19 protein-coding genes and 1 riboswitch are annotated in these 23532 nt (G+C 68.9%); of the genes, 15 read left to right on the forward strand and 4 right to left on the reverse strand.

The genetic code is table 11. The annotated features are described in order from the left end of the window. The 4 genes from andAd to KPB06_RS25095 all read left to right on the forward strand — a co-directional run bounded on the left by andAd (nt 1) and on the right by KPB06_RS25095 (nt 3434). Nucleotides 1–477, forward strand: a complete 477-nt coding sequence (gene andAd, locus KPB06_RS25080) for an anthranilate 1,2-dioxygenase small subunit AndAd (protein ID WP_006479528.1) — start codon at nt 1–3, stop codon at nt 475–477. A 26-nt stretch (nt 478–503) separates the two neighbouring features. Next, the gene (gene andAb, locus KPB06_RS25085; protein WP_039344765.1) at nt 504–830 is read left to right on the forward strand and encodes an anthranilate 1,2-dioxygenase ferredoxin subunit AndAb; all 327 of its coding nucleotides are present in this window, start codon (nt 504–506) and stop codon (nt 828–830) included. Further along, entirely contained in the window at nt 820–2040 is a 1221-nt protein-coding gene (gene andAa, locus KPB06_RS25090) for an anthranilate 1,2-dioxygenase system ferredoxin--NAD(+) reductase (protein ID WP_059573744.1), read from the forward strand. Before andAb ends, andAa begins: the two co-directional genes overlap by 11 nt. A gap of 107 nt (nt 2041–2147) precedes the next feature. Further along, a complete protein-coding gene (locus KPB06_RS25095) occupies nt 2148–3434 on the forward strand; it encodes a DUF445 domain-containing protein (protein WP_059573745.1) in 1287 nt (428 codons plus the stop codon). 48 nt (nt 3435–3482) lie between these two features. Here the strand turns inward: KPB06_RS25095 and KPB06_RS25100 are convergent, their stop codons facing one another. Continuing rightward, entirely contained in the window at nt 3483–3782 is a 300-nt protein-coding gene (locus tag KPB06_RS25100) for an addiction module antidote protein (protein ID WP_059573746.1), read from the reverse strand. A 3-nt stretch (nt 3783–3785) separates the two neighbouring features. Beyond that, the gene (locus tag KPB06_RS25105; RefSeq protein ID WP_060163117.1) at nt 3786–4103 is read right to left on the reverse strand and encodes a type II toxin-antitoxin system RelE/ParE family toxin; all 318 of its coding nucleotides are present in this window, start codon (nt 4101–4103) and stop codon (nt 3786–3788) included. Between the two features lie 400 nt (nt 4104–4503). Between KPB06_RS25105 and KPB06_RS25110 the strand changes: the two genes are divergently transcribed. The 11 genes from KPB06_RS25110 to KPB06_RS25160 all read left to right on the forward strand — a co-directional run bounded on the left by KPB06_RS25110 (nt 4504) and on the right by KPB06_RS25160 (nt 20374). Continuing rightward, nucleotides 4504–6144 carry an acetolactate synthase large subunit gene (locus tag KPB06_RS25110; RefSeq protein ID WP_059639075.1) on the forward strand — a complete coding sequence of 547 codons (1641 nt, stop codon included), beginning with the start codon at nt 4504–4506 and terminating at the stop codon, nt 6142–6144. Between the two features lie 29 nt (nt 6145–6173). Beyond that, nucleotides 6174–7607 carry an aldehyde dehydrogenase family protein gene (locus tag KPB06_RS25115; protein ID WP_059573749.1) on the forward strand — a complete coding sequence of 478 codons (1434 nt, stop codon included), beginning with the start codon at nt 6174–6176 and terminating at the stop codon, nt 7605–7607. A 233-nt stretch (nt 7608–7840) separates the two neighbouring features. Next, nucleotides 7841–9424, forward strand: a complete 1584-nt coding sequence (locus KPB06_RS25120; RefSeq protein WP_060009515.1) for a Na+/H+ antiporter — start codon at nt 7841–7843, stop codon at nt 9422–9424. A gap of 490 nt (nt 9425–9914) precedes the next feature. Then, complete coding sequence (locus KPB06_RS25125) at nt 9915–11048, forward strand: hybrid sensor histidine kinase/response regulator (RefSeq protein WP_059573751.1); 1134 nt, start codon at nt 9915–9917, stop codon at nt 11046–11048. 133 nt (nt 11049–11181) lie between these two features. Beyond that, nucleotides 11182–12858 carry a methyl-accepting chemotaxis protein gene (locus KPB06_RS25130; RefSeq protein ID WP_059573752.1) on the forward strand — a complete coding sequence of 559 codons (1677 nt, stop codon included), beginning with the start codon at nt 11182–11184 and terminating at the stop codon, nt 12856–12858. Beyond that, the gene (locus KPB06_RS25135; protein ID WP_059573753.1) at nt 12855–13367 is read left to right on the forward strand and encodes a chemotaxis protein CheW; all 513 of its coding nucleotides are present in this window, start codon (nt 12855–12857) and stop codon (nt 13365–13367) included. Before KPB06_RS25130 ends, KPB06_RS25135 begins: the two co-directional genes overlap by 4 nt. Next, nucleotides 13364–14779 (forward strand): CheR family methyltransferase, encoded by a 1416-nt coding sequence (locus tag KPB06_RS25140; RefSeq protein ID WP_059573754.1) that lies wholly within the window; start codon nt 13364–13366, stop codon nt 14777–14779. Before KPB06_RS25135 ends, KPB06_RS25140 begins: the two co-directional genes overlap by 4 nt. Before the next feature lie 46 nt (nt 14780–14825). Continuing rightward, nucleotides 14826–15542 carry a chemotaxis protein CheW gene (locus KPB06_RS25145; protein WP_059573755.1) on the forward strand — a complete coding sequence of 239 codons (717 nt, stop codon included), beginning with the start codon at nt 14826–14828 and terminating at the stop codon, nt 15540–15542. After that, a complete protein-coding gene (locus KPB06_RS25150; protein ID WP_059573756.1) occupies nt 15539–17848 on the forward strand; it encodes a hybrid sensor histidine kinase/response regulator in 2310 nt (769 codons plus the stop codon). The genes KPB06_RS25145 and KPB06_RS25150 overlap by 4 nt, the downstream gene beginning before the upstream one ends. Then, on the forward strand, nt 17845–18864 hold the full coding sequence (gene cheB, locus KPB06_RS25155) for a chemotaxis response regulator protein-glutamate methylesterase (protein ID WP_275905957.1): 1020 nt from the start codon (nt 17845–17847) through the stop codon (nt 18862–18864). The genes KPB06_RS25150 and cheB overlap by 4 nt, the downstream gene beginning before the upstream one ends. 82 nt (nt 18865–18946) lie before the next feature. Next, nucleotides 18947–19052: riboswitch (Fluoride riboswitch) on the forward strand. A gap of 80 nt (nt 19053–19132) precedes the next feature. Next, on the forward strand, nt 19133–20374 hold the full coding sequence (locus KPB06_RS25160; RefSeq protein ID WP_275905956.1) for a voltage-gated chloride channel family protein: 1242 nt from the start codon (nt 19133–19135) through the stop codon (nt 20372–20374). Between the two features lie 96 nt (nt 20375–20470). Here KPB06_RS25160 and KPB06_RS25165 read toward each other — a convergent pair whose 3' ends face one another. Next, the gene (locus tag KPB06_RS25165; protein ID WP_059573759.1) at nt 20471–21184 is read right to left on the reverse strand and encodes a riboflavin synthase; all 714 of its coding nucleotides are present in this window, start codon (nt 21182–21184) and stop codon (nt 20471–20473) included. 205 nt (nt 21185–21389) lie between these two features. Next, nucleotides 21390–23252, reverse strand: coding sequence for an ABC transporter ATP-binding protein (locus tag KPB06_RS25170; RefSeq protein WP_060311378.1), 1863 nt, complete (start codon nt 23250–23252; stop codon nt 21390–21392). Nucleotides 23253–23532: the final 280 nt, after the last annotated feature.

A 23532-nucleotide genomic window follows, 5' to 3' on the forward strand; every position in this document is an offset into this window, starting at 1 on the left:
ATGACGGAAGACATGAAGACGTGGTTCGAGATTTACATGCTCCAGAACCGCTACATCGGGCACCTCGACAACGACCGGCTCGAACACTGGCCGGAGATGTTCACCGAGGACTGCACGTACGAAATCGTGCCGAAGGAGAACGCCGATCTCGGGCTGCCGGTCGGGATCGTCCACTGCACGAACCAGCGGATGCTGCGCGACCGCGTGGTGTCGCTACGGCACGCAAACATCTACGAGGAGCATACGTACCGGCACATGACGTCGGGCCTGACGATCGTCGCCGAACGCGACGGCGAATTCGATACCGAGAGCAACTACGTGGTCGTGCAGACGCGCAGCAACGGCGAATCGAACGTGTACCAGGCCGGCAAGTACTACGACACGGTGGTCCGCACGCCCGACGGCTTGCGCTACAAGACCAAGCGCGTGATCTACGACACGTCGCGCGTGCAGACGCTGCTCGCGACGCCGATCTGACCGCTCCGACGAAGCAAGGAAACGACATGACCGAAGCAACGCTGGCCGAGTGGCATCCGCTCGGCGCTTTCGACGAATTCTCCGAAGACGAACCGGCGGCGCGCGTCGCCGGCCAGAAGCCGATCGCCGTGTTCCGGATCGGCGACGAACTGTTCGCGATGCACGACCTCTGTTCGCATGGTCACGCGCGCTTGTCCGAAGGCTATGTGGAGGACGGCTGCGTCGAATGCCCGCTGCACCAGGGGCTGATCGACATTCGCACGGGCGCGCCGAAATGCGCACCGATCACCGAGCCGGTGCGGACCTATCCGATCCGGATCGTCGACGGGCAGGTGGAAGTCAATGTCGGCTGATCCGTTCGTGATCGTCGGCGCCGGCCACGCGGCGCGGCGCACCGCCGAAGCCCTGCGCGCACGCGATGCGGCGGCGCGCATCGTGATGATCGGCGCGGAGCGCGAGCTGCCGTACGACCGGCCGGCGCTGTCGAAGGACGCGCTGCTGAGCGATGGCGGCGAACAGCGCGCGTTCATCCGGGATGCGGCGTGGTACGACGCGCAGCGCATCGCGCTGCGGCTCGGCACGCGCGTCGAGGCGATCGAGCGCGATGCACGGCGCGTGCGCCTCGACGACGGGACGACGCTGCCGTATGCGCGACTCGTGCTCGCGACGGGTTCGCGGGTGCGTGCGTTCGGTGGTCCGGTCGACGAGGGCGTCGTGCCGCATTACGTGCGTACCGTGGGCGATGCACGTTCGTTGCGAGCGCAACTTGCGGCGGGGCGTCACGTGGCGGTGCTCGGCGGCGGCTTCATCGGCCTCGAGGTCGCGGCGGCGGCGCGCCAGCTCGGCTGCGACGTGACGGTGATCGATCCGGCGCCCCGGTTGCTGCAGCGCGCGTTGCCGGAAGTGGTCGGTGCGTTCGCGCATCGGCTGCACGATGGGCGCGGCGTGAGCTTCCGGTTGGCGACGCTGCCGCGCGCGATCCGTCGCGCGCCGGGCGGCGGCGCGATCGTCGAAACCGATCGCGGCGACGTGCCGGCCGATATCGTCGTGGTCGGCATCGGCGTGGTGCCCAACGTCGAGCTCGCACAGGCGGCCGGGCTCGACGTCGACAACGGGATACGCGTCGATGCGGGCTGCCGCACGGCCGATGCGGCGATCTTCGCGGCGGGCGAGGTGACGATGCACTTCAATCCGCTGCTCGGGCGGCATGTGCGGATCGAATCGTGGCAGGTGGCCGAGAACCAGCCGGCCGTCGCGGCCGCGAACCTGCTCGGCGCCGACGAGCGCTATGCGGAGCTGCCGTGGCTGTGGTCCGATCAGTACGACTGCAACCTGCAGATGCTCGGGCTGTTCGGCGGCGAACGCACGATCGTCGTGCGCGGCGATCCGGCGAGCGGGCCGTTCACGGTGTTCGGGCTCGGCGACGACGGCAGGATCGTCGCGGTGGCCGCGGCGAACCTCGGGCGCGACATCGGCGCGTCGCGCCGGCTGATCGCGGCAGGCGCGGTGCCCGATCCGGTGAAGCTGGCCGATCCGGCCGTCGGTCTGAAGGCGTTCATGTAGCGCGGCACACGCGGCGCGCATGCGCCGTGTGTGCGACGCCGGCCGCGGGTTTGTCGGCTGCGGCGAAATCGGGGATATTAACGACATCGCCGATCCGCCCGTCCTCCATGACGCCAGACAAAGCCCTCGAACTGAAACGAAGCAAGCGCCGTGCGCTGTTGCTGCTGCTGGCGGCCGTCGCGGTGTTCGTCACGACCATCCTGCTGCCGCGCGGCCCGTGGGTCGACGGTTTCAAGGCCGTCGCCGAAGCCGCGATGGTCGGCGCGCTCGCCGACTGGTTCGCGGTCGTCGCACTGTTCCGCCGCGTGCCGATTCCGTTCGTGTCGCGCCACACCGAGATCATCCCGAAGAACAAGGACAAGATCGCCGACAACCTCGCGGTGTTCGTGCGCGAGAAATTCCTCGGCCCCGACGCGCTCGCCGCGCAGATCCGCCAGCACGACCCGGCGCGGATGCTCGGCGCGTGGCTCGGCGAGCCGGCGAACACCGACGCGCTCGGCGGCTACGTGACGAAGCTGATGAGCTTCGCGCTCGACATGACCGACGACGCGCGGATCCAGTCGTTCGTCCACGATGCATTCCGCGCGGTGATCGACCGGGTCGACCTGTCGCAATCGGCCGGTGCGATCCTCGACACGCTGACGAAGGACGGCCGCCACCAGGCGCTGCTCGACGACGCGATCGAACAGGTGGTGGACGTGCTCGACAGGGAAGAGAACCGCGAGGTGATCGCGGGCTTCATCGTCGAATGGCTGAAGACGCAATACCCGAAGGTCGAGAAGATCATGCCGACGCAGTGGTTCGGCGAGAACGGCGCGCGGATGCTCGCGAGTGCGGTGAGCCGCGTGCTGGAAGGCGTGGCGGCCGACCCGGAGCATGAACTGCGGCAACGCTTCGATCGGACGGTCGTGCGGTTGACCGAGCGGTTGAAGCACGACCCCGCATTCATCGCGAAGGGCGACGAGATCAAACGCTACATCCGCGACGGCGACGCGTTCAACGACTATGTGCGCGACTTGTGGGGCCAGTTGCGGGCCTGGCTGAAGGCCGATCTCGCGCGCGCCGATTCTGCGCTGCACCGGCAGGCCGCGACGCTCGGCGGCTGGCTCGGCGCGCGGCTCGCCGAGAGCCCGGCGCTGCGCGCGTCGCTGAACGAGCATATCGAGAAGGCCGTGCACGAGATGGCGCCCGATTTTGCCGATTTCCTGATGCGTCACATTCGCGACACGGTGCGCAACTGGGATGCGCGCGAGATGTCGCGACAGATCGAACTGAACATCGGCAAGGATCTGCAGTACATCCGCATCAACGGCACGCTGGTCGGCGGGCTGATCGGACTCGGGTTGTATCTGGTGTCGCTGGCGCCGCGCTGGGCGGCCGGCTGGCTGCACTGACGCGGGCACGGGCGTTGCGCGCATGACGCGACGCCGCGCGCCGCCGGATCACGCGGACGCCTTGGCGCCGTGCAATTGCAGGCCGAGCGCCTTGATGACTTTCAGGATCGTGCCGAAGCTCGGATTGCCGTCGTGCGACAGCGCCTTGTACAGCCCTTCGCGCGACAGGCCCGCATCGCGCGCGACCTGCGACATGCCGCGCGCGCGGGCGATCACGCCGAGCGCGTGCGCGATGAAGGCCGGATCGTCGCCGGCCTCCTGCAGGCAGGCGTCGAAGTAGTCGGCCATGTCGTCTTCGGTTTTCAGGTGTTCGGCCGAATCCCACGGCCGCGTCTTGATCTTGTCCATCGATCACTCCATGTCGAGGTGCGCGAGCATTGCGTGCGCGGCGCGTATGTCGGCCTGTTGCGTCGATTTATCGCCGCCGCAGAGCAGGATCACCCAGATCGTCCCGCGCCTCGCGTAGTAGACGCGATAGCCGGGCCCATGATCGATGCGCATTTCGACGACGGGCGAGCCGGCGGATTTCCAGTCGCCCGGATTGCCCATCGACAGGCGGTCGATGCGCGCCTGAATGCGGCGCCTGGCGATGCGATCGGGCAGGCCGGCAAACCAGGCGTCGAAGACGTCGGTGGTCCGGATGCTGAATGCAGGAGGACTGTAGGGCATGAATTGCAGTGTGTCAACCATGGTTCACATGTCTGTTGAATGGAACATCGTTGCCATTACAGCCCGGCCGGCGCGTCGGCGGGTGTTGACTGGCCGTCAGGCCGATCTTTCCGCTGGCGGAGCCGGCCATCCGGTCGAAGCCGGAATTTCAGGAATCCGTCTACAATCGAAAACGTCTTTGCCGTTCGCGCGAGCTGGCCGCGCGCGGGCGGATCCGTTCGTCCTCCATCATCCGGAGGCGCCGCCGCGCATCGCGCATCACGCTCCGGCATCGCGTGCCGCGCGGCGAGCAGTGCCGTGGTTTGTGTCCAGCAGGTAAGGCGTCCGCGTGCCGTAGGCCGGCGCGCGTCCTGAACGCCGCGTGTCCGTAGGCCGGGCAGGCGGCATAACCGAGAGTCCCATGAAAGCATCGGATCTGTTCGTGAAGGCGCTGGAAGCCGAAGGCGTCGAGTACGTGTTCGGCATTCCAGGCGAAGAAAACCTCGATCTGCTCGAATCGCTGCGGCGATCGAAGATCAAGCTCGTGCTGACCCGGCACGAGCAGGCGGCCGGGTTCATGGCCGCCACCTACGGCCGCCTCACGGGCCGCACCGGCGTGTGTCTCGCGACGCTCGGGCCGGGTGCGACGAACTTCGTGACGGCCGCCGCGTATGCGCAGCTCGGCGGGATGCCGATGCTGATGATCACCGGGCAGAAGCCGATCAAGTCCAGCAAGCAGGGCCACTTCCAGATCGTCGACGTGGTCGACATGATGCAGCCGCTCACGAAGTTCACGCGGCAGATCGTGTCGATCGGCAACATCCCGTCGGCCGTGCGCGAGGCGTTTCGCCGCGCGGAGGAAGAGCGTCCGGGCGCCGCGCACCTCGAACTGCCCGAGGACATCGCGCACGAGGAGGGCGACGGCAAGCCGATCCCGCGCAGCTACAGCCGGCGGCCGGTGGCCGAGGAGAAGGCGGTCGCGCATGCGGTCGACGCGATCCAGGCCGCGCGTCATCCGCTGTTGATGATCGGCGCGGGCGGCAACCGCAAGACCACCTGCAAGATGCTGCTCGAATTCGTCGACAAGACGGGCATTCCGTTCTTCACGACGCAGATGGGCAAGGGCGTGATCGACGAGACGCACCCGCTGTGGCTCGGCAACGCGACGCTGTCCGACGGCGACTTCGTGCATCGCGCGATCGAGCATGCGGACTGCATCATCAACGTCGGCCACGACGTGATCGAGAAGCCGCCGTTCTTCATGCGCACCGACGACAAGACCGTGATCCACGTGAACTTCCTCGGCGCGCAGGTCGACCCCGTCTATTTCCCGCAGATCGAGGTGGTCGGCGACATCGCGAATGCGGTGTGGCAGATGAAGGAGGCGCTGACGCCGCAATCGCACTGGGATTTCGAGCGCTTCAGGATGATCAAGTCGCATTTCGACGCGCATCTGGAAAAGGGCCAGCACGATCCGCGCTTCCCGATGTACCCGGTGCGGATCGTGAACGACCTGTACAACGCGTTGCCGGTGGACGGCATCGTCTGTCTCGACAACGGGATGTACAAGATCTGGTTCGCGCGCTACTGGCGTGCGCACGAGCCGAACTCGCTGCTGCTCGACAACGCGCTCGCGTCGATGGGCGCGGGCCTGCCGTCGGCGATCGCGACGAAGATCGTGCATCCGCAGCGCAAGGTGATCGCCGTGTGCGGCGACGGCGGCTTCATGATGAATTCGCAGGAACTCGAAACGGCCGTGCGGCTGAAGCTCGACATCGTCGTGATGATCCTGCGCGATGACGCGTTCGGGATGATCCGCTGGAAGCAGGAGAACATGAACTTTCCCGATTTCGCGATGACGCTGCAGAACCCCGATTTCGTGTCGTACGCGCAAAGCTACGGCGCGCACGGGCATCGCGTCGAGTCGGCCGACGATCTCGAGCCGCTGCTGCGCGAATGCTTCGCGTCGCCGGGCGTGCACGTGATCGACGTGCCGATCGACTACTCGGACAACGAGCGCGTGCTGAACCGCGAGATCAAGCGCCTGTCGGCGCAACTCTGAATGCCCCGTTCACAGGAAGGAGTCGTTCCATGTTGAAGGAAACCTATCCGTACTATCTCGCCAACGAAGCCGTCTACGCGAACACCGATCTGGAGGTGACCGACAAGTTCAGCGGCAAGGTCGCCACGCGCGTCGCGCTGGCCGACGCGAAGGCGATCGACGCGGCGATCGCCGCGGCAGTCGACGCCACGAAGCCGATGCGCGAGATGCCGGCCTACAAGCGGCAGGCCGTGCTCGATCATTGCGTCGCGCGGTTTCGCGAACGTTTCGACGAGCTGGCCGAGGCGCTGTGCATCGAGGCCGGCAAGCCGATCAACGATTCGAAGGGCGAAGTCACGCGGCTGATCGACACGTTCCGCGTCGCGTCCGAGGAATCGGTGCGCATCGACGGCGAGATCGTCAATCTCGAGATTTCCGCGCGGGCGCAGGGCTATACGGGCTACACGAAGCGCGTGCCGGTCGGCCCGTGCTCGTTCATCTCGCCGTTCAACTTCCCGTTGAACCTCGCCGCGCACAAGGTCGCGCCCGCGCTCGCGGCCGGCTGCCCGTTCGTGCTGAAGCCGGCGAGCCGCACGCCGATCGGCGCGCTGATCATCGGCGAGGTGCTCGCGGAAACCGACCTGCCGAAGGGCGCGTTCTCGGTGCTGCCCGCGCATCGCGACGGCGCCGACCTCTTCACGACCGACGAGCGCTTCAAGCTGCTGTCGTTCACCGGTTCGCCGGCGGTAGGCTGGGCGCTGAAGGAGAAGGCCGGCAAGAAGAAAGTCGTGCTGGAACTCGGCGGCAACGCGGCCGCGATCGTCGATGCCGACCAGCGCGAGCGGCTCGACTACGTGGTCGATCGCCTCGCGTTCGGCGCGTACTACCAGTCGGGCCAGAGCTGCATCGGCGTGCAGCGGATTCTCGTGCATGCCGACCTGTACGACGCGCTGCGCGAGAAGCTGATCGCGAAGACGCGTTCGCTGAAGATGGGCGATCCGAAGGATCCGTCGACGTTCGTCGGGCCGATGATCTCCGAATCCGAGTCGCGCCGGCTGTCGGGCTGGATGGACGCGGCCGTCGCGGCGGGCGCGAAGATCGTCGCGGGCGGCAAGGTCGACGGCGCGATGTTCGAGGCGACGCTGCTGGAGAACGTCGGGCGCGAGCAGGACCTCTACCGGAAGGAGGCGTTCGGCCCCGTCGCGATCCTCGAGAAGTTCGACCGCTTCGACGACGCGCTCGCGCGCGTGAACGACAGCGACTTCGGGCTGCAGGCCGGCGTGTTCACCGATTCGCTCACGCATGCGCAGCGCGCGTGGGACGAGCTCGAGGTGGGCGGCGTCGTGATCAACGACGTGCCGTCGTTCCGCGTCGACAACATGCCGTACGGCGGCGTGAAGGATTCGGGCCTCGGCCGCGAAGGCGTCCGCTACGCGATCGAGGACATGACCGAGCCGCGGTTGATGGTCGTGCGGCGCCGGTAATGCGCGGCAGGCGGCGCGGCGCCACGACGGCACGCGGGCGGGCGATCGGGCCGGCCCGCGTGCCGTTCTTTCATCGCGCGTCGCGAGCGCGGCGCGGCGCCGCGCGTGTCCCGCGCGCCGAACTGCCCGACACGGGCTCGACGATGGGCGTCGCCTCGTGATGTAATCGCGCGAAACTGCCGGCCGGGGTACGACGCCGGAACGCGCGAATTCATTCTTCACGAGGTCGATTCATGTCCCCCGTCTCGGCATTCAAGCTGGTTCTGTTGTCATTCCTCGCGATCGTCGCGCTCGAATGCATCGCCAAGCGGCTGCGGCTGCCGCCCGCGGCCGCGCTGCTGATCGGCGGCATCGGCATCGCGTTCATCCCCGGCCTGCCGCCGATCGATCTCGATCCCGAGCTGGTGCTGCTGGTGTTCCTGCCGCCGCTGCTGATGGACGGTGCGTACTTCTCCGTGTGGGAAGAATTCAAGCGCAATGTCGGCGGCATCCTGATGCTGGCGATCGGCGCGGTCGTATTCACGACGTTCGCGGTCGGCTTCGCCGTGCACTGGGTGGTGCCGACGCTGCCGTGGGCCGCGTGCTTCGCGCTCGGCGCGATCGTGTCGCCGCCCGATGCGGTGGCCGCGAAGGCCGTGCTCGAACGCGTCGCGCTGCCGCGCCGGCTGATGGTGCTGCTCGAAGGCGAGAGCCTGCTGAACGACGCGGCCGGCCTCGTGCTGTTCCGCTTCGCGGTCGCGGCCGCGCTCACCGGCGCGTTCAGCCTCGAGCACGCGGTCGTGCGCTTCGCGGAGCTCGGGCTCGGCGGCGTGGTGGTCGGCTTCGTGGTCGGCAAGCTCGTCGTGTGGTTCCTGAAGCTGCTCGACGACGACTATCTCGTGATCACCGTCGCGGTGATCGCCGGCTGGATCGCGTACATCGCGGGTGAAATGGTCGAGGTGTCGGGCGTGATATCGACCGTCACGGCCGGCATGATCGTCGGCTGGCATCAGCACGAAGTGTTTTCGGCGGCCGTGCGCACGCGCGGCACCGCGTTCTGGCAGGTCATCGTGTTCCTGCTCGAGGCGCTGGTGTTCGTGCTGATCGGGCTGTCGCTGCGCGGCGCGATCCACCGGCTCGGCGGCTTCGAGCAGGTGCTCGGCACGATGGTGCCGCCAGTGCTCGCGGTGCTGGCGGCGGTGATCGTGTCGCGCTTCGTGTGGATCTACGCGGTCGAGGCGCTGAAGTGGCCGGTGCGCGGCCTCGCGGGCCGCGGCGAGGCGCCCGACTGGAAGGCCGCGACGATCATGAGCTGGGCCGGGATGCGCGGCGTGGTGACGCTGGCGATCGCGCTGTCGCTGCCCGAGGCGCTGCCCGGCCGCGACGTGATCCTGGTCGCATCGTTCGCGGTGATCCTCGTCACCGTGCTGCTGCAGGGCACGACGATTGGCCCGCTGATCCGGCTGCTGCGCCTGCCGCCGCGCGACGAGCGCGCCGCGCACCACCTGACCGAGCCGCAGACGTGGGCGTACGTCGAGGCCGCGCAGCTCGCGGCGATCCAGCCGCTCGTGCGCGACGAGAACGGCGTCGTGATCCATCCGCGCCTGCTCGAGCAGTACACGTATCGCGCCGAGCTGACCGAGCGGTCGAAGAACGCGCCCGCGTATCCGGTGGAAGTGCGCACCGCGCACTACGACGTGGTGCTGGCCGCGATCCGGGCCGGGCGCGCCGAGCTGTTGCGCCTGCACCGGTCGGGGCGCATTCACGACGAGATGCTGCACGCGCTCGAACGCGACCTCGACCTGCAGGAAGTGTCCGCGCAGCACGCGCGCGGCTGATCGGCCGCGGGCTCACGACTCACACCCACGGGGCCGGCGTCCTGCCGGCTTCCCGCCGGTTCTCATACGCATGCGGATCGAGCGTCGCCCGCCGCGCGATTTCCCCTCGCACTGCCGATTTGACTCGCCACGATCGGGCCCCAATACGACCGATCCCGCAGCCTTGCACGACATGCAAGCCTTATGGCGCGGGTCTCGCAAACGTTATCGTGCGTCGAATCCGGAAATGATCCGATTTATCCGTTGCCGTCTCTTTCTGCATATTTGGCAAAACTAAACCGGAAGGAGATAGATGCTGTGTTCTAATTTCATTTAGAATCAGCCGGTTATGTTTATTGAGAGAAAGAATGCGGAGGTAATGCGGTCGTCGACGGGGAAACAACGGCGTCCGAGGCCCCGCAAGGCAATGCCGACAGGCCTAATCCGCGGAATCAGGCGGGTTTTTCAACTGCCAATATAAGATGGCGCCCAAGTCGGATAAACAACTCCTATGAAAGAATCGTTTGGAGATTCGGCGTTTGAAACTGGATTTATGAAAGAATCGAGTAGTGATAATGCCTCGGATTGCCTCGAATCGGGGTTATCGGTCCTCCTTGTCGACGACCAGCCATTCGTCGGCGAGGTGATCCGCCGCGCGTTGCGCAGCGAGCACGACATCGACCTGCACGTGTGCACCGACGCACATCGGGCGATGGCGGTCGCGCGCGACGTGAAGCCGACGGTCATCCTGCAGGATCTCGTGATGCCGGAGATCGACGGCCTCGATCTCGTGCGCGCGTGGCGCGCGGACGCCGGCACCGCGCGCGTGCCGATCATCGTGCTGTCCGCGAAGGAAGAGCCGATCGTCAAGCGCGAGGCGTTCATCGCCGGCGCGAACGACTATCTGGTGAAGCTTCCCGACGCGATGGAGCTGACCGCGCGCATTCGCTACCACTCGAATTCGTACCTGATGTCGCGGCAGCGTGACGAGGCGCTCGATTTCCTGTCGCACGACATGCGTTCGCCGCAGACGTCGATCCTCGCGCTGCTCGACGTCTACCGGGCCGAACACGGCGACATGCCGGCGATCATGGAGCGCATCGCCGGCCATGCGCGGCGCGCGCTCGCGCTCGCCGACGGCTTCATCCACCTGACCCGCGCGCAGTCCGAGCGCCGCGCGCACGAAGTCGTGAGTCTCAACGAGATCGTGGTCGACGCCGTCGACCAGCTGTGGGAGAAGGCGGCCGGGCTCGGCTGCCGGGTGATCGCGCACGTGCCCGACGGCGAGTGCGTGACGATGGGCGACCGCATGATGCTGACGCGCGCGGTCGCGAACCTGGTCGACAACGGGCTGAAATACGGCCCGGCCGGGATGGACGTACATTGCACGCTGGGCGGCGAGGACGGCGCCTGGCTGATCGGCGTCGAGGATGCCGGCGCCGGCATCGCGCCGGAGCAGCGCACGGCCGCGACCGAGTCGTTCGTGCAGCTCGAATCCGCGCATGGCGCGGCGCGCGGCGGTTTCGGCCTCGGCCTCGCATTCGTCCGCGCAACGGCGGCGCGGCATCGCGGCCAGATCCTGATGCGCAATACGGCGCGCGGTTTCATGGTCGCGCTTCGGCTGCCGGCGCAGGCGGAGCGGTGACGTCGCGGCGCGGCCTGCCGCGGCCTGCCGCCGCCGCGCCGCCCGAGAGACCTCGATGCGCTCGTGGCGCGCCATTCGGCGCGTACGCGGGCGCGGTTTTTTCAACGCTGAATTTAGAAAGCCCATAACGAACATGGCCACCGTGACGCCCCGCGCGACCAATGAAAGCCTGCATCCGACGATCGGCGCCGCCCGGCTGACGCTCGGCAATCGCATCCTGCTCAGCTTCGGCGTGCTTTTCGTGCTGATGCTGGTGACGGCCGGCGTGTCGTACGAGCGACTGCGTGCGATCAACGCCGAAGCCGTCAGCATCGAGCGCGACTCGCTGCCCGGCGTCTACCTCGCGTCGACGCTGCGCGGCGCGGTCAACGAATCGTTCACGCTGCTGCAGCGCGCGATCTTCGTCGAAACCGATCCCGACGCCGCGCAGCGCGATCTCGCGAAGATCGCCGACGCGCTGAAGGAGGTCGAGTCGCTGACGGTGGACTACCAGAACACGACGTTTCGCGACGACGACCGGCAGCGCTTCACGGCGTTCCGCGGCGCCTACGATCACTACGTGCCGTTGCTGAACGAAGCGGTGCAGAAGGGCCGCGCGTCGCGCGAAGACGCGGTCGCCGCGTACGCGAAAACGCTGCCCGCGTGGACCGAGGTCGTGCGCAACGCGAACGTGCTGGTGCAGGAGAACCGCAAGTTCGCCGAGCAGTCCGCGAAGCTGATCCGCGAATCCGTGCAGGACACCGAGATCGTGCTGGCGACCGCGCTGGCGTTCATGCTGCTGTCCGCGCTCGGGCTCGGCTACATGCTGTACCGGTCGGTCACCGTGCCGATGGCGCGGCTCGTCGAGGTGCATGACGTGATGCGCACCGGCAACCTGACACATCGCCTCGACCTGCGCCGCCGCGACGAGTTCGGCACGCTCGAGACGGGCTTCAACCGGATGGCCGACGAGCTGACCGAGCTGGTGTCGCGCGCGCAGCAATCGTCGCTGCAGGTGACGACGTCGGTGGCCGAGATCGCGGCCACCTCGCGCGAGCAGCAGGCGACCGCGAACGAAACGGCCGCGACGACGACCGAGATCGGCGCGACCTCGCGCGAGATCTTCGCGACGTCGCGCGACCTGCTGCGCACGATGAACGAGGTGGCCGGCGTGGCCGAGCAGTCGGCGACGCTCGCGGGCGTGAGCCAGAGCGGGCTCACGCGGATGGGCGAGACGATGCGCAGCGTGATGGACGCGGCCGGCTCGGTGAACGCGAAGCTCGCGATCCTCAACGAGAAGGCGCTGAACATCAACCAGGTGGTCGCGACGATCACCAAGGTGGCCGACCAGACCAACCTGCTGTCGCTGAACGCGGCGATCGAGGCCGAGAAAGCCGGCGAGTACGGCCGCGGCTTCGCGGTCGTCGCGACCGAGATCCGCCGCCTCGCCGACCAGACGGCGGTGGCGACCTACGACATCGAGCAGACGGTGAAGGAAATCCAGTCGGCCGTGTCGGCGGGCGTGATGGGGATGGACAAGTTCTCCGAGGAAGTCCGCCGCGGGATGCTCGACGTGCAGCAGGTCGGCGGGCAGTTGTCGCAGATCATCGCCGAGGTGCAGACGCTCGCGCCGCGCTTCCAGATGGTCAACGAAGGCATGCAGACGCAGGCGAACGGCGCCGAGCAGATCACGCAGGCGCTGTCGCAACTGTCGGAGGCCGCGCAGCAGACGGCCGAATCGCTGCGCCAGTCGTCGCAGGCGATCGACGACCTGACGCTCGTCGCGAACCAGTTGCGCACCAGCGTGTCGCGCTTCAAGGTCGACGCGTGACGCGCGCCGATCCGCAGAACGGCGCGCGCGCGCTGTTCCTGATGTTCGAGCTCGACGGCGAGCGTTATGCGCTCGACGCGGCCGGCATCGACAAGGTGCTGCCGCTCGCCGTCATGAAGGCGATGCCCGGCGCGCCCGACTGGATCGCCGGGCTGCTGATGCGCGACGGCCAGCCGGTGCCGGTGATCGACGTGCCGATGCTGGCGCTCGGGCGGCGCGCGCAGGCGCTGCGCTCGACGCGGCTCGTGCTGGTCCGCTATCGCGCCGGTCACGCTGACGGCGAGCGCACGATCGGCCTGATCGTCGAGCGTGCGACGCAGACGATGCGGATCGACCGCGCGGCGTTTCGCGCGAGCGGCATCGCGACCGCGCGCACGCGCTGGCTCGGGCGGGTCGCGAACACGCCCGACGGCGTCGTGCAGCAGGTGTCGGTGCCCGACCTGATCGACGACGTTGCGCGCCTGTATCTGTTCGACGGCCTGTCGGGCCACGGGGAGGAGTCTGCATGAACGTGTCCGAATCGCGATTTCGCGGCTGGTTGCTGCGCGAGACCGGCATCGACCCCGATTCGCTCGGCAACGATTTCCTGATGCGGGCGTTGACCGATCGCGTGCATGCATTGCAGGCCGACGGCGAGCGCGTGCCGTCGGCTGCGCGGGCGCCCGTGACGCCGGAAGCGCTCGATGCGTACTGGCAGCAGCTCAACGCGTCGGCCGACGAACGGCGCGCGCTGATCGAGCTGTTCGTCGTTCCGGAGACGTGGTTCTTCCGCGACCGCGAGGCCTTCGCGACGCTCGCGCGGCTGGCCGCCGAACGGCTCGCCGCAATGCCCGGCCGCGTGATCCGCGTGCTGAGCGCGCCGTGTTCGACGGGCGAGGAGCCGTATTCAGCGGCGATGGCGTTGCTGGATGCGGGGCTCGAGCCGGCCAGCTTCGCGATCGACGCGATCGACCTCAGCGCGCGCGCGATCGAGCAGGCGCGGCTCGGCTGTTACGGGCGCAATGCATTCCGCGGGACGGCGACGGAGTTCCGTACGCGGTATTTCACGCCGACCCGCGACGGCTGGCTGCTCGACGAGCGCGTGCGCGCGTGCGTGCAGTTCAGCCACGCGAACCTCGTCGAGCCGGTGGCCGATACCGGCATTCGCTACGACTTCGTGTTCTGCCGCAACGTGCTGATCTATTTCGACCGCGACGCGCAGGATCGCGTGATCCGCTCGCTCGACGCGCGCCTCGCCGACGACGGCATGCTGTTCGTCGGGCCGGCGGAGACGGGCGTCGCGATGCGGCACGGGATGCGCTCGGCGCGCGTCCCGCTGGCGTTCGCGTTTCATCGCGAGCTGGCCGGCGCGGCGGCCGATGCATGCGCGGCGCGGCCGGTTGCGCCGCTGTCCGCGGCGGTACCGCACCAGCGCGCGGAGCGCTTCACGGTCGCCCCGCTCGCCGCGCCGCGCCCGGTGGTGGCCGTCGCGCCCCCGGCCTGGTTCGGCGACGTGCGTCAGCCGTTCGTGGCGGCGCCGGCCGTGGAGACGGCCGCAGTCGACGCACGGGCCGACCTGACGGTGGCGACCGCCGCGGCGGCCGTACCGGCCTACGACGGCATTGCGCCGGCAATCGACGATGTCCCGACGCTGGAGGATGCGCAGGCGCTGGCGAACGCGGGCGCGTTCGACGAGGCCGAGCGCGTGCTCGCGCAGTTCTCGGCGCGCGTCGGCCCGCATGCCGATGCGTTCTACCTGAACGGGTTGATCGCGGATGCGCGCGGGCGCGCCGCGGAAGCGAGCGACTTCTACCGGAAGGCGCTGTACCTGCGCCCCACGCATCACGAGGCGCTGACGCATCTCGCGACGCTGCTCGACGTCGGCGGCGATCGCGCGGGCGCGCAATGGCTGCTCGAACGCGCCCGGCGTTCGGCCGGCTGACACGACGACGGGAATGGGACCGACACCGCGATGACCGGAGGAATGCATGAACCGCGACGCCGCTGCCACTGACGATGCGACGCTCGACGTCGACGACTGCTGGAACCGGATCGGCACGCGCGGCGACCGCTCGTGCGAACGGCTGAACGACTGCCAGCGCTGTCTGAACTGCCCGGTCTATGCGTCGAACGCGGCGAGACTGCTCGAGCGTCCGCTCGACGTGGCCGAGATGGCGGACGTCACGCGCCGGATGAGCGCGTTCGGCACGGCGCGCGCGGGCGACGCCGCCGGCGACGCGCGCCATGCGGCGCTCGCGTTCCGGGTGGCCGACGAATGGCTCGCGCTGCCGATCGGCGTGCTGCGCGAGATCGCCGGCACGCGCCCGATCCATTCGCTGCCGCATCGACGCCATTCCGCCGTGCGCGGTGTGGTCAACATCCGCGGCACGCTGCGTATCGCGATCTCGATCGGCGCGCTGCTCGGCCTCGATGCCGGCAAGGCCGGCCGCGGCGGGAGCGGTGGTGGCGACGGCCGTTTCACGCGGCTGCTGGTGGCCGCGCACCAGGGCGAACCGGTCGTGTTTCCGGTGGACGAAGTCGAGGGCGTGCTGCGCTTCGGCGCGTCCGACTGGGTGCCGGTGCCCGCGACGGTCGGGCGAGCGAGCGCCGGCCTGTCGCGCGGCGTGCTGTCGTGGCGCGGCAAGTCGGTGGGGCTGCTCGACGACGACCGTCTGTTCGACGCCGTGACACGGAGCATGCGATGAGCGGCGACGACGACCTGAGCCACCTGTCGCTGCTCGAGCTGTATCGCGAGGAGACGCGCACGCAGACGCAGGCGCTGTCGGAGCGGCTGCTCGCGCTCGAATCGGGCGAGCCCGATTCCGTCGCGCTCGAAGCGTGCATGCGCGCCGCGCATTCGCTGAAGGGCGCCGCCCGCATCGTCGGCGTGCCGATGGGCGTCGAGATCGCGGGGCGGATGGAAGAGTGCTTCGTCGCCGCGCAGGCCGGCACGATCGCGCTGACGGCCACGCACGTCGACGTGCTGCTGGCCGGCGTCGATTTGCTGGTGCGCGTCGGCGATCCGCAGGGGCACCCCGTGTCGCAGACCGAGATCGACGTGTTCGCGGCGGCGCTGACGGGCGCCGACGGCGCGCAGACGATGCAGGCGCCGGCCGCCGCGCCGCCGCCCGCGCCGCCGTCGTTCGTGCCGTATCGCGAGCACGACGGCGCCGCGAACGAGCCGGTCGGGGCCGGTGCCGCGGTGCCGCCGCTCGCCGTGTCGGGCCCGGCGCCCGATCCGGCCCAGGCCGGCCGCGTGGTGGGCGCCGGCGCGATGCGCCGCGTGCGCGCCGATACGCTGAACCGGCTGCTGAGCCTGTCCGGCGAATCGCTGGTCGAATCGCGCTGGCTCAAGCCGTTCGCCGAATCGATGCTGCGCGTGAAGCGCGCGCAGCGCGACGCGGCCCGTTCGCTCGACCTGATGGTCGAGCAGTTCGCCGACGATCTCGACGCCGGCATGCTCGCGTCGATGAACGAAGTTCGGCACATGCTCAACGACCTGCAGCGCTCGCTCGCCGAGCGCATGGACGAATTCGACCGCTTCGAGCGGCGCAGCACGCATATCGCCGAGCAGCTTTACGACGAGGCGTTGCAATGCCGGATGCGGCCGTTCGGCGACGCGACGCGTGCGTATCCGCGCATCGTGCGCGATCTCGCGCGCTCGCTCGGCAAGCAGGTGCGTTTCTCGATCGTCGGCGAAGGCACGCAGGTCGATCGCGACATCCTCGACCTGCTCGACGCGCCGCTCGGCCACCTGCTGCGCAACGCGATCGACCACGGCGTCGATTCGCCCGAAGCGCGGCACGCGCGCGGCAAGCCGGCCGAGGCGAGCGTCACGCTCGAGGCGCGCCACAGCGCCGGCTCGCTGCTCGTCAGCGTGATCGACGACGGGCCGGGCGTCGACATGGACGCGCTGCGCGCGGCCGTCGTGCGCCAGCGCCTGACCGACGACGAGACGGCCGCGCGGCTGTCCGATCCCGAATTGCTCGAATTCCTGCTGCTGCCGGGCTTCTCGATGCGCGACGCGGTGACCGACGTATCGGGGCGCGGCGTCGGCCTCGATGCGGTGCAGGAGATGGTGCGCGGCGTGCGCGGCGCGGTACGGATCTTCAACGAGCCGGGTGCCGGCATGCGTTTCGTGCTGCAGTTGCCGCTCACGCTGTCGGTGATCCGCAGCCTGCTCGTCGAGGTCGGCGGCGAGCCGTACGCGTTCCCGCTCGCGCACGTGCGCCGCACGCTGGAACTCGCGCACGACGACATCGACGTGCTCGAAGGGCAGCCGCATTTTCCGTTCGACGGCCGGCGCGCGGGCCTCGTCGCCGCGCACCAGTTGCTCGACGCGGGCGAACCCGACGTGGCGCGCGCCAGTACGGCCGTCGTGGTCGTCGGCGGCGAACCCGAACTGTACGGCGTCGCGGTCGACCGCTTCCTCGGCGAACGGATGCTCGTCGTGCAGCCGCTCGACAGCCGCCTGAACAAGATCCAGAACATCGCGGCCGGCGCGCTGCTCGAGAACGGCGACCCGGTGCTGATCGTCGACGTGGAGGACCTGATCCGCTCGGTCGACAAGCTCGTGCGCGGCGGGCAGCTCGCGCGGGTCTCGCGCGATCCGCAGCTCGCGCTCGCCGACCGGCGCCGCCGCGTGCTCGTCGTCGACGATTCGCTGACGGTGCGCGAGCTCGAACGCAAGCTGCTGGAAAAGCGCGGCTACGACGTGACGGTCGCGGTCGACGGGATGGAAGGCTGGAACGCGGTGCGCAGCGATGCGTTCGATCTCGTCGTGACCGACGTCGACATGCCGCGCATGGACGGCATCGAACTCGTCACGCTGATCAAGGGCGACCCGATGCTCAAGCGCGTGCCGGTGATGATCGTGTCGTACAAGGATCGCGACGAGGATCGCCGCCGCGGGCTCGACGCCGGCGCCGATTACTACCTCGCGAAGAGCAGCTTCCACGACGAGGCGCTGCTCGATGCCGTGCACGACCTGATCGGGGACGCGCGAGAATGAACATCGGCATCGTCAACGATCTGCCGCTGGCCGTGGAGGCGCTGCGCCGCGTGATCGCGCTGCGCGCGGACCATCGCGTGCTGTGGGTCGCGACCGACGGCGACGAGGCGGTGGATTTCTGCGTCGCGCACCCGCCCGACGTCGTGCTGATGGATCTCGTGATGCCGAAGGTCGACGGCGTCGCCGCGACGCGCCGGATCATGGCGCGCGCGCCGTGCGCGATCCTGATCGTGACGGCGAGCGTCAGCGCCAATACGTCGTCGGTGTACGAGGCGATGGGCGCGGGCGCGCTCGACGCGGTCGACACGCCGACGCTCGCGCTCGGGCTGTCGACCGACGCGTCGCCGCAGGCGCTGCTCGCGAAGATCGACCAGATCGGCCGGCTGCTCGAAAGCCGCTCCGCGGCGCTCGTGCCGCCGGGGCCCGCGTCCGCGCGCGGCCAGCCGACGCTCGTCGCGATCGGCGCGTCGGCGGGCGGGCCGACCGCGCTGACCGCGCTGCTGCGCGCGCTGCCGGCCGATTTTCCGGCGGCACTCGTGATCGTCCAGCACGTCGACCAGGCATTCGCGTACGGCATGGCCGAATGGCTCGACGGCTACACGCGGCTGCCGGTGCGCGTCGCGCGGGAGGGCAGCGTGCCGGAAGCGGGCACGGTGCTGCTCGCGGCGACCAACGACCATCTGACGCTGTCGCCGCGCGGCGTGCTCGGCTATACGCGGCATCCGGCCGACACGCCGTACCGGCCGTCGATCGACGTGTTCTTCAACAGCGTCGCGGACGGCTGGCAGGGCGAGGCGCTCGGCGTGCTGCTGACCGGCATGGGACGCGACGGCGCGCTCGGCCTGAAGGCGATGCGTGCGAAGGGCTGGTACACGATCGCGCAGGACGAGGGGACCAGCGCCGTGTACGGGATGCCGAAGGCGGCCGCGGCGATCGGCGCGGCGTCGGCGATCCTGCCGCTCGAGCAGATCGCGCCCCGGCTGATCGCGCGGATCGCGCTCGCGCCGCGCGACTGACGGCGCAGCGGGCAGGCGCCGTCGTTTCGCAGCGGCCCGGCGGCGTCTGCATTGTGTGCGTGGCGCGCCGTCGCGTACAATTGCCGCCTGCGGAGATGGCATGCCTCCCTGCGGTCGTTCCCGGCGCGTGGCGCGCGCGGTGCGGCCCTCAACCGCCGGTTTGCCCGGCTGATGATGCCTGCGTGTTCCTGGGTCGTCAGGAGGTCGCAGGCCGTCCATCCGGTATTCTGCCGCCCAGGTTTTGATGTTCCGTCGAATCTGGGAAATCATGTTTTTCACGACTTCTGCCGATTTTTTCGCGACCGTGCGCTACGTGTGCCGCTGGCTCGCGCTTTCGGCCCTGCTCGGCGCGCTCGCCGGCACGGCTTCCGCGCTGTTCCTGATCGCGCTCGACTGGGCGACCGGTACGCGCGTCGCCCATCCGTGGCTGCTGTGGGGGCTGCCGGCCGCCGGCTTCGCCACCGGCTGGATCTACCATCGATTCGGCCAGTCGGTCGCGCGCGGCAACAACCTGCTGATCGACGAGATTCACGACCCGAAGGCGCTCGTGCCGAAGCGGATGGCGCCGCTCGTGCTCGTCGCGACCGTCGTCACGCATCTGTTCGGCGGCTCGGCCGGCCGCGAGGGCACGGCCGTGCAGATGGGCGGCGCGCTCGCCGATCGCATCACGCACGTGCTCCGCCTCGATCGCGAGCATCGCCGCGTGCTGCTGATGGGCGGCATCGCGGCCGGCTTCGCGTCGGTGTTCGGCACGCCGCTCGCGGGCGCCGTGTTCGGGCTCGAGGTGCTCGCGATCGGGCGCCTGCGCTACGACGCGCTGCTGACCTGCGTCGCGTCGGCGATCGTCGCGGACGTCGTGTGCCGCGCGTGGGGCGTCCATCACACGGCCTATGCGATTCCATCCGTGCCGGCCGTCACCGTGACCGGGCTCGCCGTGACGGTCGTCGCGGGCATCGCGTTCGGCGTGGTCGGGCGGCTGTTCGCGTTTGCGACGCATGCGCTGACCGCGTGGTTTCGCCGCGTGATCCGCCATGCGCCGCTGCAGCCGGTGCTCGGCGGCCTGCTGGTCGCGGTGGCCGCGACCGTGCTGAACGTGCCGCAGTATCTCGGCCTCGGTATCCCGACGATCGAGGCCGCGTTTCACGGCCCGCTGCCGCTTTACGATTTCGCGGGCAAGTTCGCGTTCACCGTCGTCACGCTCGCGTCGGGGTTCAAGGGCGGCGAGGTGACGCCGCTGTTCTACATCGGCGCGACGCTCGGCAATGCGCTAGGCCAGGTGCTGGCGCTGCCGGTACCCGTGCTCGCGGGGCTCGGCTTCGTCGCGGTGTTCGCGGGCGCCGCGAACACACCGATCGCGTCGACGATCATGGCGATCGAACTGTTCGGCGCGGATATCGGCGTGTATGCGATCGTCGCCTGTGTCGTCGCGTATCTGTTTTCCGGGCACGCGGGGATTTATCGCGCGCAGCGCGTGGCGGTGGGGAAGGGGGCGCGGGTGGAGGGGGAGTGACGGGCGGCCGCGGCCGATGTCGTTCGATCGCCGCGGCGCGATGCGATATCCCGTACCCGGTGATCCGGCGGATCACCTGGCACGCGGGCATCGCGCTTACTGCTTCGGCAGCCGCGCGACGTTGCGCGCCAGCAGTTCCTCGATATCGATGCCTTTTTCCGCGAGCAGCGCGGTGACGACGCCGTTCAATTCGCCGAGCGTTTCCTTGACCGACTCGCGAATCGTATCCACGACGACCTGCGTGCTGCGCTCGATCTCGATGTTGACCTTGTCGCCCACGCCCTTCGCATCGAACGTGGTCGCGCGGCGCGTTTCTGGAATCAGCCAGACGTCGAACCACCCTTCGTCACGATTGACGTCCGACACGGTCAGGCTGCAGCCGTTGATCGCGATATAGCCCTTCGCGAACACGTAGCGCTTGAATTCGGCCGGCACGCCGATGCGGATCATCCGATTGTGCTCGGACGACGCGATGTGCGCGATGGTCCCCGTGAAATCGACATGACCGGACAGCGGATGCCCGCCGATCTCCGCGCCGTCCTTCGCGGCCCGCTCGACGTTGACCCGCGCGCCGGTCGTAAGGTCGGCGAGCGTGGTGATCCGCAGGCTCGGCAGCATCACGTCGAAGTCGATCAGCGCCGGCGAATGGATGGTCGTCACCGTCAGGCACACGCCATCGACCGACACGCTCGCGCCGATCTCGATGTCGTCGGTGAAGCGCTCGGGGAATTCGATGCTGAACGTCCTCAGCTCGCCGTGATCCTTGATGGCGTTGATGGTGCCAACACCCTGAACAATGCCTGTAAACATGGTCTGCCTTTCGTCGCGAATTGCCTGGCCGACATGATAAGTGATCCTGGCGGCGGACGCGGCGCGCGGCCCGGTGCCGCCGCGCAAGATCCGCGAGCACGAAAAAGGCCGTGCGCGTGGCACGGCCTCGAATCGGAACCGATTGCCGACGACACGGCCCGGCGGCGATGACCGCGCCGCCGGGCCGCATCGCGACGCGCCGGCGTCAAGCCTCCACCGGTTCGCCCAGCGGCCCGGCGTCGCGATCCACCATGCGGCGCGGCGAATCGGCGAGCCCCTTCGCCAGCTCCAGCGCCTGCCGCTCGAACAGCCGGCGGTAGATGCCGCCGTCGATGCGGATCAGCGCATCGTGGTTGCCTTCCTCGATCACCTTGCCGCGATCGAGCACCAGCAGCCGGTCGAGCGCGCGCACGGTCGACAGCCGGTGCGCGACGACGAGCGTCGTGCGGCCGACCATCAGCCGCTCCATCGCCTGCTGGATCAGCAGCTCGCTTTCGCTGTCGAGGCTCGACGTCGCTTCGTCGAGGATCAGGATCGGCGCATCGGCGAGGAACGCGCGCGCGATCGCGACGCGCTGGCGCTCGCCGCCCGACAGCTTGATCCCGCGTTCGCCGACGAGCGTGTCGTAGCCGTCCGGCAGCGCGGCGATGAAGTCGTGCGCGCTGGCCAGCCGCGCGGCGCGCTCGATGTCGGCGCGGCTCGCGCCGGGGCGTGCATACGCGATGTTCTCCGCGAGCGTGCGGTGGAACAGCACGGGCTCCTGCTGGACGATCGCGATCTGGCTGCGCAGCGAATCCTGCCGCACCTGCGCGATGTCCTGGCCGTCGATCGTGATGCGGCCGCCCGACACGTCGTACAGGCGCTGGATCAGCTTGATGAACGTCGTCTTGCCCGACCCCGAATGGCCGACGAGGCCCACGCGTTCGCCGGGTGCGATCCGCATCGAGAAATCGTCGTACAGCGGCACCGGATGGTTGCCGTAGCGGAACGTCACGTGCTCGAAGCGGATCTCGCCCCGATCGATGCGGATGGCCGGCGCGCCGGGGCGATCGTCGATGCCGAGCGGCTGGCGTTCGAGCGCGACGAGTTCTTCCATGTCGTTCACCGAGCGCTGCAGGTTGCGGATGTGCATGCCGACGTCGCGCAGATAGCCCTGCAGCATGAAGAACATCGTCAGCGCGAACGCGATGTCGCCGACGCTCGCTTCATTGTTCATCCACAGCCGCAGCGCGACGCCGATCATCGCGGCCTGCATCGCGACGAGCATCGCACCCTGCAGCCCGCCGTTGAACGTGCCGCGCACCCACGTGCGGCGCGTGCGCTGCCGCCACTTGCCGATCACGCGCGCGAGCCGCGCTTCCTCGCGCGTTTCCGCGCCGAACGCCTTGACGACCGCGTTGCAGCTCACGGCGTCGGCGAGCGCGCCGCCCATGCGCGTATCCCACAGGTTGCCGAGCCGGGCGGCCGGCGCGACGATACCGAGCGACACCGCCACCGTCACCGCGATGTACAGCAGCGACCCCGCGCCGACGACGAGCCCCATCACGGGCCAGTGCGTGCCGAGCAGCACGGTCGCGCCGACCAGCATCGTGACCGACGGCAGCAGCGCGATCAGCACGGTGTCGTTGAGCAGGTCGAGCGCCCAGATCCCGCGCGTGATCTTGCGTACGGTCGAGCCCGCGAAGCTGTTCGCGTGCCAGTCGGTGGAGAAGCGCTGCACGCGGTGGAACGACGCGGCGGCGATCTCGCTCATCATCTTCAGCGTGAGCGTGATGATGTTCAGGTAGACGCCCTGGCGCAGCACGGTCGCGCCGATGCCGAGCGCGGCCAGCGTGCCGAACGCGGCGAGGGCCGAATGCCACGCGGCGGCGCGGTCGGTCAGGCCGGCCGACAGCGCGTCGACGAGGCGGCCGGCGAACAGCGGCGTGAGGACGTCGGCGAGCGCGGCGAGCAGCGCGAGGCTCGCGACCGCGGCGATGCGCGCCGGCTGCTTGCGCCAGTAACGGACGGTGAAGCCGAAGACGGCCTGGAATGCGTGGCCGCCCAGATGGGAGGTTTTTCTGGTCATGTATCGTTGCCCGGCGCATCGCGCGACGGGACTTTCCGGTTCGGAGAACGTCGAAAACGCAACAGCCGGGCCGCGCGAAACACGCGGGCGGAACGAAACGGGCTGTCGGGAAAAGCGCGGCTGACGGGTTAGCGGAAAACTCGGGAGCCGGCGCGGACGGCGGGCTGGATCAGCTGCGCCGTGGGACCACGTTCGGGAAGGTTGCTGGCATTCGGAACATCTGCACCTCCCTGAAGTGAACGGTTGAAAGGACGCCGAAAAAAGACGTGTCGCGATTTTA

This window comes from Burkholderia semiarida (genome assembly GCF_029268935.1).
GTDB lineage: Bacteria > Pseudomonadota > Gammaproteobacteria > Burkholderiales > Burkholderiaceae > Burkholderia > Burkholderia semiarida.

Bases quoted from the DNA above. Each gene is read 5' to 3' on its own strand.
- KPB06_RS25100 (WP_059573746.1), bottom strand. From the start codon at position 3,782: ATGGACAAGATCAAGACGCGGCCGTGGGATTCGGCCGAACACCTGAAA.
- KPB06_RS25120 (WP_060009515.1), top strand. From the start codon at position 7,841: ATGTCCCCCGTCTCGGCATTCAAGCTGGTTCTGTTGTCATTCCTCGCG.
- cheB (WP_275905957.1), top strand. From the start codon at position 17,845: ATGAACATCGGCATCGTCAACGATCTGCCGCTGGCCGTGGAGGCGCTG.
- KPB06_RS25105 (WP_060163117.1), bottom strand. From the start codon at position 4,103: ATGCCCTACAGTCCTCCTGCATTCAGCATCCGGACCACCGACGTCTTC.
- KPB06_RS25125 (WP_059573751.1), top strand. From the start codon at position 9,915: ATGAAAGAATCGTTTGGAGATTCGGCGTTTGAAACTGGATTTATGAAA.
- KPB06_RS25115 (WP_059573749.1), top strand. From the start codon at position 6,174: ATGTTGAAGGAAACCTATCCGTACTATCTCGCCAACGAAGCCGTCTAC.
- andAd (WP_006479528.1), top strand. From the start codon at position 1: ATGACGGAAGACATGAAGACGTGGTTCGAGATTTACATGCTCCAGAAC.
- KPB06_RS25140 (WP_059573754.1), top strand. From the start codon at position 13,364: ATGAACGTGTCCGAATCGCGATTTCGCGGCTGGTTGCTGCGCGAGACC.
- KPB06_RS25095 (WP_059573745.1), top strand. From the start codon at position 2,148: ATGACGCCAGACAAAGCCCTCGAACTGAAACGAAGCAAGCGCCGTGCG.
- KPB06_RS25130 (WP_059573752.1), top strand. From the start codon at position 11,182: ATGGCCACCGTGACGCCCCGCGCGACCAATGAAAGCCTGCATCCGACG.
- KPB06_RS25110 (WP_059639075.1), top strand. From the start codon at position 4,504: ATGAAAGCATCGGATCTGTTCGTGAAGGCGCTGGAAGCCGAAGGCGTC.
- KPB06_RS25165 (WP_059573759.1), bottom strand. From the start codon at position 21,184: ATGTTTACAGGCATTGTTCAGGGTGTTGGCACCATCAACGCCATCAAG.
- andAa (WP_059573744.1), top strand. From the start codon at position 820: ATGTCGGCTGATCCGTTCGTGATCGTCGGCGCCGGCCACGCGGCGCGG.
- andAb (WP_039344765.1), top strand. From the start codon at position 504: ATGACCGAAGCAACGCTGGCCGAGTGGCATCCGCTCGGCGCTTTCGAC.
- KPB06_RS25145 (WP_059573755.1), top strand. From the start codon at position 14,826: ATGAACCGCGACGCCGCTGCCACTGACGATGCGACGCTCGACGTCGAC.
- KPB06_RS25160 (WP_275905956.1), top strand. From the start codon at position 19,133: ATGTTTTTCACGACTTCTGCCGATTTTTTCGCGACCGTGCGCTACGTG.
- KPB06_RS25170 (WP_060311378.1), bottom strand. From the start codon at position 23,252: ATGACCAGAAAAACCTCCCATCTGGGCGGCCACGCATTCCAGGCCGTC.
- KPB06_RS25150 (WP_059573756.1), top strand. From the start codon at position 15,539: ATGAGCGGCGACGACGACCTGAGCCACCTGTCGCTGCTCGAGCTGTAT.